Annotated in this window: 13 protein-coding genes; 12 read left to right on the top strand and 1 reads right to left on the bottom strand. The window is 41.3% G+C overall.

The window, feature by feature from the left end:
* Window positions 1–21: 21 nt before the first annotated feature.
* Window positions 22–369, bottom strand: coding sequence for a hypothetical protein (locus tag NSTC731_RS04160; protein WP_445629749.1), 348 nt, complete (start codon window positions 367–369; stop codon window positions 22–24).
* Between the two features lie 787 nt (window positions 370–1,156).
* Between NSTC731_RS04160 and NSTC731_RS04155 the strand changes: the two genes are divergently transcribed.
* The 12 genes from NSTC731_RS04155 (at window position 1,157) to NSTC731_RS04100 (ending at window position 15,413) form a co-directional block, all read left to right on the top strand.
* On the top strand, window positions 1,157–1,993 hold the full coding sequence (locus tag NSTC731_RS04155) for a photosystem II manganese-stabilizing polypeptide (protein WP_445629748.1): 837 nt from the start codon (window positions 1,157–1,159) through the stop codon (window positions 1,991–1,993).
* 766 nt (window positions 1,994–2,759) lie between these two features.
* Window positions 2,760–3,536, top strand: coding sequence for an RNA polymerase sigma factor SigF (locus NSTC731_RS04150; protein ID WP_322713663.1), 777 nt, complete (start codon window positions 2,760–2,762; stop codon window positions 3,534–3,536).
* 162 nt (window positions 3,537–3,698) lie between these two features.
* The gene (locus NSTC731_RS04145) at window positions 3,699–4,562 is read left to right on the top strand and encodes a hypothetical protein (RefSeq protein ID WP_445629747.1); all 864 of its coding nucleotides are present in this window, start codon (window positions 3,699–3,701) and stop codon (window positions 4,560–4,562) included.
* A 2-nt stretch (window positions 4,563–4,564) separates the two neighbouring features.
* Complete coding sequence (locus NSTC731_RS04140; protein WP_445629746.1) at window positions 4,565–4,816, top strand: hypothetical protein; 252 nt, start codon at window positions 4,565–4,567, stop codon at window positions 4,814–4,816.
* 390 nt (window positions 4,817–5,206) lie between these two features.
* Window positions 5,207–6,490, top strand: a complete 1,284-nt coding sequence (gene glyA, locus NSTC731_RS04135) for a serine hydroxymethyltransferase (RefSeq protein WP_445629745.1) — start codon at window positions 5,207–5,209, stop codon at window positions 6,488–6,490.
* Window positions 6,491–6,600: 110 nt separating this feature from the next.
* A complete protein-coding gene (locus NSTC731_RS04130; protein ID WP_445629744.1) occupies window positions 6,601–7,851 on the top strand; it encodes a competence/damage-inducible protein A in 1,251 nt (416 codons plus the stop codon).
* 471 nt (window positions 7,852–8,322) lie between these two features.
* Complete coding sequence (locus tag NSTC731_RS04125) at window positions 8,323–8,766, top strand: hypothetical protein (protein WP_445629743.1); 444 nt, start codon at window positions 8,323–8,325, stop codon at window positions 8,764–8,766.
* Window positions 8,767–9,530: 764 nt separating this feature from the next.
* The gene (gene dxs, locus NSTC731_RS04120; RefSeq protein ID WP_445629742.1) at window positions 9,531–11,438 is read left to right on the top strand and encodes a 1-deoxy-D-xylulose-5-phosphate synthase; all 1,908 of its coding nucleotides are present in this window, start codon (window positions 9,531–9,533) and stop codon (window positions 11,436–11,438) included.
* A gap of 880 nt (window positions 11,439–12,318) precedes the next feature.
* A complete protein-coding gene (locus tag NSTC731_RS04115) occupies window positions 12,319–12,477 on the top strand; it encodes a hypothetical protein (protein WP_445629741.1) in 159 nt (52 codons plus the stop codon).
* Between the two features lie 430 nt (window positions 12,478–12,907).
* Window positions 12,908–13,444, top strand: a complete 537-nt coding sequence (locus NSTC731_RS04110; RefSeq protein WP_445629740.1) for a GAF domain-containing protein — start codon at window positions 12,908–12,910, stop codon at window positions 13,442–13,444.
* Between the two features lie 82 nt (window positions 13,445–13,526).
* The gene (locus tag NSTC731_RS04105; RefSeq protein ID WP_445629739.1) at window positions 13,527–13,916 is read left to right on the top strand and encodes a VOC family protein; all 390 of its coding nucleotides are present in this window, start codon (window positions 13,527–13,529) and stop codon (window positions 13,914–13,916) included.
* A 318-nt stretch (window positions 13,917–14,234) separates the two neighbouring features.
* On the top strand, window positions 14,235–15,413 hold the full coding sequence (locus NSTC731_RS04100; RefSeq protein WP_445629738.1) for a class I SAM-dependent methyltransferase: 1,179 nt from the start codon (window positions 14,235–14,237) through the stop codon (window positions 15,411–15,413).
* Window positions 15,414–15,697: the final 284 nt, after the last annotated feature.

The raw sequence follows: 15,697 nt of genomic DNA, 5'->3' as shown, positions 1-15,697 counted from the left end.
TAGAAATAAATTTCGAGCTAATCAGCCAATAGAGCGATCGCTCTCCAAAACTTCATGGCTATTTTCTTCGGGAGCCTCTTGTGGCAAATTCGCTAAAAAGGCTTGTAGCCTCATGCGCTCAATATAAGGCCAGCCCCCCTCAGACTCAATATCTTTCAGCAGTGAGTAAAGTTGGCGACGGTTAACAGGCAAACTTTCTTGAAAAACTCCATCCCGGATTTCTCGGTGTAACTGCTCTAATTGCCGCAGCAAAGCTAAAAGAGCTACAGTATCGCCTTCACAGGTTGTAGCGGCATCATACACTACAGTTGCGATTGCTTGCAGTTTACCAGACAACTTCTCTGATTTAATATTTTTGCGATCGTTCATGCCACCTTTTCCGTATAAATGAGGTCAACTCAAATTTACCGGAGATTTTTAATTTTCCCTAGTTTGTCAGTTGTCTCCCTGTTACTGCATCTCCTGATTTGCCCTAGTTAGGGGTGAATGTAACTAGATTTGTATCTTTATCAAAAGCAATTGCGATCGCTCCAAAAAGAGCGTAGTAACCTTTAGCATAGGCTTTACAGAAGCTAGATGCGATCGGGACGAGACTTTCTTGGATTTTGAGAACTTTGATTTTGAGTTAAAAAAAATCGTATGATCTGGCTGATTTACCCATCCAACAATGGGCTGTATGTAGTGGCGTCACATACATGATACAAAAAGACTTGGGCGACGATGCTTTTGCGATAAGCAAGAGCAAAGTGCGAAGCAGATACCCCTGTTTGCACTTTTCAAGGCACAAGCATTTATGCTTCTCTGTGTGAGGCTTACTCATACACTCGCCCAACTTCAAACAAATGCCACCAACAGTAAAACTGCTGGTTTTTTGCTCCCCTAGTGACACACATCCAAAATGGATGCAGTGTTCTACTTAGTCTGGGGTTTACACTCCAAGCTCAAGAGAGCGACACGTTTAACTACGTTTAGCAGAGAAAAGTTTGAGCAGCGTCTGACAACTAGACACCCGAACACTTGCTTCAACTCTCTTAATCAGAGCAAAGCCGTGTCCGAACAAAGGTAGCTTTTCGCAGAGTAGCAGCTTCTCATCAGAGATCAAAGCTTCGATGCAGTTTTACAACTTAGATATTAATTTTTGAGATTGAGGTTGACCATGAGGTATCGCGCTTTAATTGTTGCATTCTTGGCTTTGTGCCTGGGGCTAATAACTGCTTGTAGTGATGCTCCTACTACCAGTAGTGGTAGAGATGTACTCACTTACGATCAAATTCGTGGCACTGGCTTGGCGAACAAATGCCCCCAACTAGCAGAAACAAGCCGTGGTTCCATTCCCATTGATTCTAGCCAGTCTTATACCATCAAAGAACTTTGCTTGGAACCAACTAGCTTCTTCATCAAAGAAGAACCTGCTAATAAACGCCAAGAAGCAGAATTTGTTGCTGGCAAATTGTTGACCAGATACACTTCCACCATTGACCAGGTGCAAGGTAATCTAAAAGTTAACACAGATAATAGCCTGACTTTTAAGGAAACTGATGGTCTTGACTTCCAAGCCATCACTGTGCAACTTCCTGGTGGTGAGCGAGTACCTTTCCTCTTCACCATCAAAAATTTGGTTGCTCAAAGCCAACCCAGCTTGACCAGTATTAACACCTCCACGGACTTTGAAGGCAGCTTTAAAGTTCCCTCCTATCGTGGTGCTGCCTTCCTAGATCCTAAAGGTCGTGGTGTCGTCAGTGGCTACGATAATGCTGTAGCTCTCCCCGCTCAAGCAGATGATGAAGAACTGACCCGCACTAACGTCAAGCGCGCTGAAAATCTTAATGGCAAGATTTCTCTGCAAATCGCCAAAATAGACAGTTCTAGCGGTGAAATTGCTGGCACTTTTGAGAGCGAACAGCCATCTGATACAGATTTAGGTGCTGGCGAACCTAAAGAAGTCAAGATTCGTGGTCTATTTTATGGACGGGTTGAATCGACTCGTGGCTAAATCTTCAAAAGTTAAGGCAACTGACTGGCACTCAAAACGACAATTCTGTAAGTACCAGACTTGATCGCAAAAGTTAAACTATCCACCCTCTTTCAAAAAGAGGGTGAATAGATTTTTTACAAAAATGGGGAAAAGTTAAATCTGAGTAAAATTGGGGGCAAAATAACCTTGGCAATTGTGAAAATTCTTATCCCTCAGTCTTATGGGTGACTTGATTCATCCCTTTCACCTTTTCCCTTTCATTAAAACACTATAGACTTAAGTACAAAAAAGGGTGAGACGCCCTTTTTTTATTGCCTTGCGTAAATATACATAAGATTTTTTTAAATTATTAGTAATTTTTAACGATTGAATAAATTTCAGTGGAATGAGCACGTAATTTTACTGTAAATCGAACTTTTACTTGTGAAACAAAGCTCGACTACTGCTGTTTAGTTTCTCTAAATTAATTTCATCATTAATTAACTGAAGTTAAGTACAATCTCGGTTTGATATTTAGTGATTAATTTTATATTTTATTTCTATGTGGTTCTAAAAAAGCTACAAGTCATACCAAAGATAAATAACCAACTAAATAATAATTTCGCCCATCTAAATTTTGCTCGATTGTCAAGTAACCTATGGAATTTTAATAGAAAGTCTTTATTATCTACCATAGTATTTGTATGAAATATTGCGCAATATTTCATTTGATATCGTGCGATCGCAGCTGAATTTAAAAAGCGAATAATAATTGATTCTTTATTTGCTCAATAAACCCGGTGCTATGCCTACCACAGTCACCAATGAACTAAAGCACGAAATTTGGCAGTTGTTGCGAGAATATCAACAATCTCCGTCAGAAAACATTCGCAATCAACTGGTAAAACTCAATTTTGGACTTGTGAGAAAAGAAGCTCACTATTGGACAAATCAATGTCATGAAACCTACGATGATTTGCTCCAGGTTGGATGTTTGGGTTTAATCAGAGCTATTGAAAGATTTGAAATTTCTAAGGGACATGCCTTCAGTTCCTACGCTCTTCCCTATATTCGGGGTGAAATTCAACACTATCTCCGAGATAAAGGTGTCACCGTGCGAATTCCTCGGAAATGGTTAGCGCTCCAACAGCAAGCAATAGGAGTATCACGTTCTTGGCGTGAAAAACACAATCGTCAACCAACCGACTCGGAATTAGCGGCAGCACTGGAAATTTCTCCAAACGAATGGCAAGAAATTAAATTAGCATGGGTTAATCGCGCTCCCTTGAGTCTTGATGTGCCAATCCAAGATGGAGAAGAAGGTTCTACCTGCTTGGGAGAATTGGTTCCAGATCCTCACTATCGCAGCTTTCAACTGGCACAAGAAGACCAACTTCGCTTACAACAAGCTTTGGTTCAGCTAGAAAAACGCACCCGCGATGTGTTGGAATGTGTGTTTTTGCAAGATTTGACCCAAAAACAAGTTGCAGAACATCTGGGCATCAGTGTAGTAACGGTTTCCCGTCGAGTCAAGAAAGGACTGGATTTGATGAAAGAGCTTATGGGTGTGGCAGAAGATTGACTGCAAAAAACCAACCGCAGTTATACTGGGGATGCAGTGCTAAAAATAACCCTTGAAATGTAAAAAATTAGGTTATAAAGGGAACATACTTTGCCTTTGATCCAAATTTTAGGCATGTTGATTTCCACTTTTCAATTTTCCAATGGCTTTTGAGAAAGGCTCATGGGCATAACTTCAAAAATTACAATTGCAGCTATTCTAACTTTGGCGCTCGCTGGATGTGCTTCTGAAGATACACCACAAGCCATCAATCCTGTGCCAGTTCCCAAAATAGCAAAAAAGTCGCCACCAGCGGCTCAATCCTTTCAGAATCCAGTGATACCGGCCAAACAAGTCTCACAAGTTAATCTTGCATCTGTTAGCTTGATTCAATCCACGAATGCCACAGAGCGGACACGGGAACTTGTGGTATCAAAAACTCGAAGCGATCCTTTTGCACAACTTTTCGGGCAGACTATTCCCGGAATGGCTCAAACATCTGGAAGACCAGTTCCCGTGGTGCCTAAGCTACCTACTGCATCACTAGCAGTACGAAAACTTCCAACACGCAGAATCGCTTTAAATCCAAAGAAAAACAACGTTTCTTCTGTACCAAAAAAAGTCAATCCTACTTTGACTTCAGTGTTGCCTAAAGTGTTACCTAAAGTTTTGCCTCAAGTTGTTCCCAACCCCACTTTAGTCTCTGTATTGCCACCACCAGCACAGCCTGAGTTAGCAAGGGCAGTAGTTGTGACTGGTGTAGTTCTAATTAGTAAAGAACCACAAGCAATTATCAAAGTACCGGATGAGCCAACAAGTCGGTATGTACAAGCGGGACAGCGATTAGCAAATGGCGTACTGATTAAACGTATTGAAATGAATCAGGGCTACAACCCCATCGTAATTTTGGAACAATATGGTATTGAAGTTGCCAAAATGGTAGGGGAAGGGACTGTCAAATCAACGTCGTCAGCTGCATCTGCTACCGGCAATGCAATTTCAGTGACAACACCCCCCCAAAATACGTCTAATGTGGGAGCTTCATAAAGATGGAGACTAAGGAAAAAGTTGAATTCGCTGGTTTGCCTTTAGCTGTTTATAGAGAAATAGCAGCTCATTTACGTCAAGTCGAAGGGGTGAAAGTGGATTTAATTCCCCAGTCATCCCAACAGTTTGATTACAATCAAAGTCAAATTGCTGGCTTGAGCCTCTCGTGGACAGCAAACTCTAGCTTAGAAAATCGGCAACGAGTTAACCAGATTTTGGCTTACTATCAAAATCGCTATATGAATCCTATTTGATTTTTTGATTTGTGAGAATTGCAACCCGCATAACCCCGACTTATTAAAGAAGTCGGGGTTCTTGTTGTTCACGAATCATTAGCAGCGATGTCTCCGACGGGCTACGCCTACGCAGTAAGCATTATTTAACATAGGTTCATAAAGAATACTGTCTAACGACCTCACAACACGCAGCAAGGTGAGGATTTCAAAAAGCAACGTTATGATAATTAATGCATTAATCGAGCTTGGGTCTAATAATAAATAAGTTGGCACAAATAAACCTCCAGAGTACGCAGACGAGTAATTGCCTCTGTACAGCAGTCAAGACCAATGGTTTTTGACTGTATATTTAGGTGCTGCATCCAAGTAAAATCAGCCGTTGTACAAATTTCCATAAGGATAATTCAAGTGACTAGGACTAATTCAGACTTTCTTTCTTCCAGCGATCCGGCGATCGCTGGGTTAATCAATGACGAACTACAGCGCCAACAAGACCATTTGGAGTTGATTGCTAGTGAAAACTTTACCTCTGCTGCTGTATTGGCAGCTCAAGGTTCGGTACTGACAAATAAATATGCTGAGGGATTACCTGGTAAACGCTACTATGGCGGTTGTGAGTTTATCGACAAAATCGAGCAACTAGCGATCGACCGTGCTAAACAGATATTTGGAGCTGCTCATGCGAATGTGCAACCCCATTCTGGCGCACAAGCCAATTTTGCAGTGTTCCTGTCACTCCTAGAACCAGGGGACAAAATTATGGGGATGGATTTGTCTCATGGGGGACATCTTACCCACGGTTCCCCTGTAAATTTTTCAGGTAAATGGTTCCAAGTTAGCCACTATGGTGTCAGTCAACAAACAGAACAACTTGACTACGATCAAATTCGCGAGCTGGCGCTGAGGGAGCGTCCTAAGCTCTTGATTTGTGGTTATTCGGCTTATCCACGTGTAATTGACTTTGAAAAATTCCGTAGTATTGCTGATGAAATCGGCGCTTACTTACTTGCCGATATTGCTCACATTGCTGGTTTAGTTGCCACTGGTCTTCATCCCGACCCGATTCCTCACTGTCACGTAGTCACAACAACTACCCATAAAACTCTACGCGGCCCTAGAGGTGGTTTAATCTTGACTGGCGACGCAGAACTAGGTAAAAAGCTAGATAAGTCTGTTTTTCCTGGCAGCCAAGGCGGACCATTGGAACACGTTATTGCTGCCAAGGCAGTAGCTTTTGGAGAAGCCCTCAAGCCTGAGTTTAAAACCTATTCTGCTCAAGTGATTGAAAATGCTCGTGCTTTGGCCGAACAACTGCAAAACCGTGGTTTAAAGTTAGTATCTAACGGCACTGACAACCATTTAATCTTGGTAGATTTACGCTCTGTAAGTCTAACTGGTAAGCAGGCAGATCAGCTAGTTAGTAAGGTGAATATTACTGCTAATAAGAATACTATTCCCTTCGATCCGCAGTCGCCATTTGTTACCAGCGGTCTGAGGTTAGGTTCGCCAGCAATGACCACGCGCGGCTTAGGAGTAGCAGAATTTACCGAGATTGCCAATATTATTAGCGATCGCTTACTTTCTCCAGATTCCGACGTAGTAACCCAAGATTGTCGTCAACGGGTAGCGGCATTGTGCGATCGCTTCCCCTTATATCCTCACCTGGAAATTCCTGTACCAGCATTAGCCTGAGATGATAGTTAGGAGTTAAGAGTTAAGAGTGATGAGTTTTAAGTTTTGAACTCCTAACTCTAACTCCTAACTCCTAACTCCTAACTCCTAATTCCTAACTATTCCTTCCAATGAGTGCAGAAATTATTTGTGTTGGTACTGAATTATTGCTAGGAGATATCCTCAACGGCAATGCTCAATTTTTGGCGCAACAATTAGCGCAACTAGGTATTCCCCACTACTATCAAACAGTGGTTGGGGATAATCCAGAACGGTTGAAGCAAGTTATAGAAATTGCTATTTCCAGAGCGCAAATTCTCATTTTCACTGGTGGACTCGGCCCCACACCAGACGATCTCACCTGCGAAACCATCGCCGATTTTTTTAAAGTCCCTTTGGTAGAACGTTCTGACATCATCGAAGACATAACGCAGAAATTTGCCCAACGTGGTCGGGTTATGTCACCAAGTAACCGCAAGCAGGCTTTGATTCCCCAAGGTGCAGAAATTCTCCCTAACCCCACTGGAACAGCACCCGGCATCATTTGGCAACCTCGTCCTGAAATCACGATTTTTACCTTTCCCGGTGTTCCCAGTGAAATGCACGTGATGTGGGAAGAAACAGCTGTACCATTTCTCAAAAGTCAAGGTTGGGGTAAAGAAATTATTTACAGTCGGAGTTTAAAGTTTTGGGGTATTGGTGAATCTGCTTTAGCGGAAAAGGTTGCTTCGTATTTAAAGTTGCCAAATCCCACAGTCGCCCCTTATGCAGGTAAAGGGGAAGTTAGATTGCGAGTTTCTGCAAAAGCAAATTCAGAAGCAGCCTCAGAAGCCCTAATTGCGCCCATTGAAAAACAACTTAAAGAAATTGCTGGACTGGATTTTTATGGCGTTAATAATGATACTCTCGCTTCCGTAGTTGGTCAGTTGTTGCGGGCATCAAAAGAAACGCTTTCAGTGGCAGAATCTTGTACTGGTGGCGGTTTAGGGCAAATGTTGACTGAGATTTCTGGGAGTTCTGATTACTTTTGGGGTGGAGTAATTTCTTATGACAATTCCGTAAAGGTTAGGCTGTTGGGGGTTAACCAGGAAGATTTAAATAAATTTGGGGCGGTAAGTGCTACTGTTGCAGAGCAAATGGCTGTTGGAGTCAAAACCCGCCTTGCAACAACTTGGGGACTGAGTATTACTGGAATTGCTGGCCCAACCGGAGGGACAGATACAAAGCCAGTGGGTTTAGTTTACATTGGTTTAGCCGGACCAAAGGATGAAGTGACAAGTTTTGAGTATCAGTTTGGTACTGTGCGAGGTCGAGCTTTAATTCGTCATGTCAGTGCAAATGCAGCGTTGGATAATCTGCGCCGGAAGTTGTTGACGAGGTAGCAGGTATATTATGTTTGTCATACAGATTGTATGACAAACGAACCTAACGATGCGAATTAATGCACGATTAAATGACGAATATGCCGATAAACTAGCCTTTATTTAACAGCAGATTAATCAGGCTGTAACAAAGTGATTAAGTCTGCTATTGAGTTGTATTACCAGCAGCTTCTCAGATGTTGGATTGGAATAAAGAAAAAATCAGAATGCAAACGCCCCAATCGTAAAAATTCAGTTGCGCTCGCGTAACCGTCCCCTGGAAGCGATCGCAAGTTAATTAACTCAAAGGCGATCGCGGATGTTCAAAATACGTTTAATTCCCAAGAAATAATCTTTACTCAAAATTCAATCTATCAAAATAGTGAATTCATTTCATAACTATTGATGCCAGAAATTCTATCTAGGGATCGATATCGCTAACAAGCTAAATGAAGTAAAAATAGTATACAAAATCACATGAGATTGTATTGTATGAAATCCAATAATGTTGCAAAACAGTTTTCCACCGTAAAACGCTGGATGGTCACAGCGCTGTTTTGTATGTTAACGATCGCTTTCGTTTGGCAAGGTGCATTTTTCTCCAACACCTCAGCAATGGCCGATCCTGCTGGAACCTTGATTGCATATGATGATGCAGATCGCGCCCAAGACAAAGCTGCTAGAGATGCTGGACGAACCAAAAATTTCATTGATGATACGGCAGATAAAGTTAAGGACGCTGCCAAGAGCAATTCCAGTAAAGTTGACCAAGCAACAGACAATGATAGCCCTATTGGACGTAAAGCCAAGAAGGATGCCACTACAATTCAGAAGAGAGCAAATGAAGATGCATCTCGGACTAAAGAAGCAGTAGACAACACAAAGAATGTTGTTGAACGTACTGTTGAAAACATTAAAGATGCTTTTGGTAAATAGAGATATAGATATAGCAATCCTATTGGATTTGTAAAAATCGAAAGCTTCAAATTTCCGACTTCTTAAAGAGGTCGGAAATATTGTTGTTTGCGAGTAATTTCGGAAAATCTAAGGTTACATCAATATTATTACATTACAGCAATTTACAGGTAGTTAAACATTATGGTAGGGTAACACAGATAGCTGTGCATCCCTATAAGGAATTGTAATTAATGCTTCGTTTCCAGTTGGAGACTCTTAACGAGATATATATTAATAAATGAAGTTCAATAAAGTAATCAAGTAATCAAGTAGCTTTAGATACATATTTGTCATAGTTATAAGAACTAGCGCTCGTTGATAAAATTAGCTGCTGTCAGCGAACCAGAGTAGAAACCATAGTTAAATATTTACTAGTAATTATGCTAGATATATAGCTGTAAATAAAATATTTGACTTTCGTTTGTACTAACTTAAAGATGGCAAAATTGAGTAATCTGCTTAGGGAACTTCCGCAAATTACTCTTAAAAAACTTGTTTTTATATACGCATTAGAGGCATTTTTTAGGTAGCATTACCCACGGGAAAATGTGTTATAACTTTAACTGATTGCAATCTTATTTGACGAATTGTTAATGGTTAACAAATTTTTCACCATCGTCAATTAAGAAGTTATACTTTCCACTACAACTTAGTAACAATGTAAGAGTTTGATTCTGTGGACAACCCGACCGTGGGAAAATCAAAATACCGAGACTCGAAGTTAGAGAGGAAAACCTTATAATATGCATCTGAGCGAAATCACCCATCCTAATCAGTTGCACGGTTTATCTGTTCGCCAACTGCAACAGATTGCCCGTCAGATTCGAGATAAGCATCTTCAAACAGTAGCAGTTAATGGTGGACACTTGGGGCCAGGGTTGGGTGTTGTCGAATTAACACTAGGACTTTACCAAACACTGGACTTAGATCGGGATAAAGTTATTTGGGATGTAGGACACCAGGCTTATCCCCACAAACTGCTTACAGGACGTTACGATCGCTTCCACACCCTCAGACAAAAGGACGGAGTTGCGGGCTATCTGAAACGGGGTGAAAACAAGTTTGACCACTTTGGGGCTGGACACGCTTCTACAAGTATTTCAGCAGCTTTGGGCATGGCTTTAGCGCGAGACTTGAAAGGAGAAAAATTTAAAGCCGTTGCTGTGATTGGCGATGGCGCACTGACTGGAGGCATGGCTTTAGAAGCGATTAACCATGCCGGACACATGCCAAAAACGAACCTGTTGGTTGTTCTCAATGACAACGACATGTCCATATCTCGCAACGTCGGCGCGATTCCTCGCTATCTCAACAAAATGCGCCTTAGCCAACCGGTGCAATTTATTAAAGATAATCTTGAAGAACAGTTTAAGCAAATTCCCTTCGTTGGTGAATCCCTCTCACCCGAACTCGGACGCATCAAAGAAGGTATGAAGCGCTTGGCTGTTCCGAAGGTAGGTGCAGTTTTTGAAGAACTCGGCTTTACCTACATTGGGCCAGTGGATGGGCATAATCTTGAAGAATTGATTGCTACTTTCCAACAAGCACATCAGATACCAGGCCCAGTTTTGGTACATGTAGCAACAGTAAAAGGCAAAGGTTATGAAATTGCCGAACTAGATCAAGTTGGCTACCACGCTCAAAGCCCCTTCAACGTCGCAACTGGCAAAGCTATTCCTTCTAATAAACCCAAACCCCCAGCTTATGCCAAAGTCTTTTCTCACACTCTGGTAAAACTTGCCGAACAAAACCCGAAAATCGTCGGCATTACTGCGGCTATGGCAACAGGGACAGGTTTAGATAAACTTCAAGCAAAACTGCCGAATCAATATATAGATGTCGGCATTGCGGAACAACACGCAATTACCTTAGCAGCAGGACTTGCAAGCGAAGGAATGCGCCCCGTTGCAGCTATTTATTCTACTTTCTTGCAACGCGCCTACGATCAGATAATTCATGATGTCTGCATCCAAAACCTGCCAGTATTCTTCTGCTTGGATCGGGCGGGAATCGTCGGATCTGATGGCCCCACCCACCAAGGTATGTATGACATTGCCTATCTGCGTTGCATTCCCAACATGGTAATCATGGCCCCCAAAGACGAGGCAGAACTGCAAAGCATGGTAGTAACTGGTGTTGAGCATACCAGTGGCCCGATCGCAATGCGCTACCCTCGTGGCAATGGCTACGGCGTTCCCTTGATGGAGGAAGGTTGGGAACCTTTGGAAATCGGCAAAGGCGAGATTCTGCGTACAGGCGATGATGTGTTAATTGTTGCTTATGGCACAATGGTCTATCCAGGAATGCAAGCTGCTGAAATTCTCAGCGAGCATGGCATTGAAGCAACTGTAATTAATGCCCGTTTCGTTAAGCCTTTGGATACCGAGTTGATTTTGCCTTTAGCGAAGAAAATCGGCCGTGTCGTCACCTTAGAAGAAGGCTGTGTCATGGGTGGCTTTGGTTCTGCGATCGCCGAGGCTTTACTAGATGCAGATATTCTCGTTCCTGTCAAGCGATTTGGTGTACCAGATGTGTTGGTAGATCATGCTGAACCCAATGAATCTAAGACAGAACTAGGTTTAACTAGTCATCAAATAGCAGAGAGAGTATTACAAGCTTTCTTTAAACGACAACTATCTGCTGTGGTTTAGTTTACTTATCAACAGTATTATCTAAAAATAACCCCTATAAAAGGGGTTATTTTTATGAGAAGATTAGCGATCGCTAGCAAGATTACGGTTGTGTAGAGATTCCTCAAGAATTAGCAGCAATTATCGATCGGAGTTGGGCTAGGCAAGATTTAGTCTCACCTTACTACATCTACCTACAGAATAACTAGAAAAGCAAGAACCTCAGATTATTTGTTCTTTGGGATTATTTTCTAATTCGTAATTTTGAATTAAGGCAATAGACGCGATAAATCGCCGTCTCTACAATAATTACCCCTTTGTAGAGACGGCGATTTATCGCGTCTTTGTTATATTGTGGAAAACACCGAAATTAGAAAGTAAACTGGGGTTTGAGTAAGTAAAAGTTCCTTTTGCTTGCGGAAAACACCAAAATGAGTAAGTCAAAGCTGCTTTTGCTTGCGGAAAACACCAAAATGAGTAAGCAAAAGCTCCTTTTGAGTAAGTAAAAGCTGCTTTTGCTTGCGGAAAACACCAAAATGAGTAAGTCAAATGACCTTTTGAGTAAGTCAAAGCTTATTTTGATTAAGCATTTCAGTATTTTGAGAAAGTAAACGGGCATTTTTATAAAGCAATTAGGCATTTTGATAAAGTAATCAGCAAATATACCTGATGATTAAAAAATCATGGCTATACAAACAAAGAAAGCCAAGACTCAAAGAAATCGATTTCAGTAATATTTCTGAACCGTAAACAAAGGTAAAGGATTTATAAAGTATCAAAAGCATGGTTAAACACCACACCATAATTTGACGAACTCGCGCAAGAAGTCCGTTTAGGTTTCCATCAACAAGGCGTTACTGACGAAACAGAACGCGCTAAACTCCGCGCCGAACTCGATGGAATGGTAGCATACCTTTACGGCTTAACCGAAGATGAATTTAGCTACATCCTCACAACATTTCCGATTGTGAATACAACTGTTAAAGAAGCAGCATTAGAAGCTTACCGTAACTTCGCCCCAATGTTTGGAGAATCACAAAGAGTTGCATTAACTCATTAAAGCAAACATAGCTGGCAATACGCTTGGGTTTTTGAGACGCGATAAATCGCCGTCTTTACAAGTGTTTTGTTCTTATCTGGACTATATTGACTGATAATTTTTTGTAACTGTGAATACAAACTGACTTGTGATTTGGTGAAAACTCGCAGATTAAATCGCAATCAATAATTTATGCTAGAAAAACTCAAGATACATATTATCTGTAAAATTTTAATATTCTTAACTTTAAATTTAAAATTTAGAATCATCCTTAGTGTAGATGAAAAAACGCTACTTCTTAGTAATTTATTTTAAATTGACGAAGAGGTTTACTAGTATTGTGTTTCGTTAAAATTGAATTGCTGCTCTCAATACAAAAATGTATTTAAAGAAAGTGTAATAAATTACTATATAAATACGGCAGCATTTACTTAGTCGTCATATTAGAACCGTGAAAATTCATCCTCACTCCGAATTTAACCACAGCTGCGATCGCTCTGAACAGGGTTTACAGAAATTGCTCGACCGCCTTGTTAAATCAATACAGCGCGATGAGTTAGTCCAGCAAACAACCAATCAACTCAGAGAATCGCTTCAGGTCGATCGGGTGGTGTTGTATTATTTTTACAGTCAGTGGGAAGGGCAGGTGACTTTTGAATCTTTGAGTTCTCAAGAATTCTCAATACTTGGTTCCACTGGGCCAGATGATTGTTTTAACAATGAGTATGCTGCTTTATACTTAGCAGGACGCGTAAGGGCGATCGCTGATATTGAATTAGAGCCAATCCAGCCTTGTCACCGAGATTTTCTCCGCAGTATGCAGGTTCGCGCCAACTTGGTTGTACCAATTGTCATCCCTAAAGGATTATGGGGATTACTAGTAGCACATCAGTGTCAAGGGCCTCATTATTGGTCGCCATCAGATATAGAAACGATCCAAACAGGGGCACAAACCCTAGCAACAGATCGTAACATTCTGGAAAGCTAAGTTACTGTGTATTCAAATCGCATACAGTTAAGTAGCAGAAATCCTCGCCAGCACCGATCTTTCTAGAAAAGGAGAAAAAACTGTGAAATTTGGTTACACGGTAATCTGGGTAGACGATGTAGTTAAAACAGTTGAGTTTTACGAAAAAGCTTTTGGTTTAGTTCGTCGCACTCTCCTGGAAAAAGGGCAATCTATCTGGGCGGAAATCGAAACCGGAAACACCACACTAGCTTTCTCTTCTAGTAACGAAGCACAGAAATTATTTCCTGGTGGCTTTCATGCCAACGATCCCACACAACCACCGCCATTAATTCAGATATCATTTATCACTCCTGATGTTGGCAGCGCTTACATGAGAGCGATCGGGGCTGGTGCAAAAACACTAGATGCCCCGAAAACCCAGCCTGGGGGACACACTATTGCTCGTGTCCGCGATCCCAACGGTGTGCTGGTGTCGTTGGTGAATGGCTAAATAGCAAATTGCCTTGGACGCGATTAATTGGGCTGTAGATTGCGATCGCAAGAGAAAAAATCAATACCTAAAAGACTATTTATAAAATAAATCTTAAGTAGAAAATAAAGATTTTAGGTCATTAGGGACAGAACAATTTGATGGCGATCGCATCGAACTGCAAACTTCCCCAGTTTTGTCTGTCAATCAATGCCAGCACTTATCCCACAATGGTCGATATCATGGGGTTTGTAGACCATTAGGAAAATAATGAATTATGAGTTTTATTTTGCATCATTCATAATTCATTTATTTCTATACTCCCCAATCTCAAATTTTATGGATTCAAATCCAGCATTGTGTGCTGCGATCGCCAATTACATTACCACTAGTCCCCAGCAACGAATTACTTTTGCCCAATTCATGGACATGGCATTATACCACCCTGAATACGGCTACTATTCCAGCGATGCAGTCAAAATAGGCTTTAAAGATAGTGATTTTTTTACCTCTCCCAATCTCTGTTCTGACTTTGGCGAGTTACTCGCAGAACAATTTTTGCAAATGTGGGAGATTTTAGGAAAACCTGTACCCTTTTCTCTGGTAGAAATGGGAGCAGGTCAAGGACTGCTAGCTTTGCATATCCTTAAATATCATCAGCTACACTACCCAGATTTTTTTAGCGCCCTAGAGTACATAATTGTTGAAAAGTCTCCAACTTTAAGACAAGAACAGCAGCAACGCTTGCAAGATTTTCCGGTGCGTTGGTGTAATTTAGAGGAGATACCACCAAATGCGATCGCAGGTTGCTTTTTCTCTAACGAGTTAGTAGATGCGTTTCCCGTGCATCAATTCATCCTAGAAACGGGAGAACTCCGAGAAATTTATGTAACTACAGATAGTAATCAGAAAGAAACCTGTTCATCATTTGTGGAAGTCACAGGGGAACCTTCAACGCCCCAACTAGCTGAATATTTAGACTTGGTGGAAATGAACTTTACCCAAAGTGCATATCCAGATGGCTACCGTAGTGAAATTAATTTAGCTGCTTTAGACTGGTTGAGTATAGTAGCAGACCGCTTGCAGCGCGGCTATGTGTTAACAATTGATTATGGCTACCCCGCCAGCCGTTACTACAATCCCAGGCGATCGCAAGGAACGTTACAGTGCTATTATCACCACCGCTTCCATGACAACCCTTATATTAATATTGGGCGACAAGATATAACTGCCCATATTGACTTTACAGCTTTGGAACGCTGGGGTGAGAAATGTAATTTAAAGAATGTTGGTTTTATTCAGCAGGGATTATTTTTGATGGCATTGGGATTAGGCGATCGTATTGCAGCCCTTTCCCAGCAAAAGCAACCTCTCTCGCAGTTACTACAGCATCGGGACGCACTACACCAACTTCTAGACCCCACAGGACTCGGCGGCTTTGGAGTCTTAATTCAGAGCAAAGGTCTGGACAAAACAGAAATCTCTCAACCATTAAAAGGATTGATCCTGCCAGAGTAAGCGTAAAGTTGAAAAGTTAAAACTCTATTTAAGAATGCAGTATCAGTCTTATTTGGACTAGCATAACAGTGATTACAGTAAAGTTAAACACACTACCAAAGTAATAATTATGTCCACTCATGACCTGTTAATGCTAGTAACACTACTTACCCCTGGTATATTACTGTCAGTGATAATTATGTTAACTTTTGCTGCCGGTGGTTGATTGCCAGAGTTAGGAAGTAAGAAAACTGGGATTTAGGATTATATTTCAAATTTCAAATAACTATTTCCTAACTAAATTT

This window comes from Nostoc sp. DSM 114167, assembly GCF_052692655.1.
Note: the sequence above shows the minus strand (reverse complement) of the source record. Positions and strands in the feature narration are given on the sequence as shown.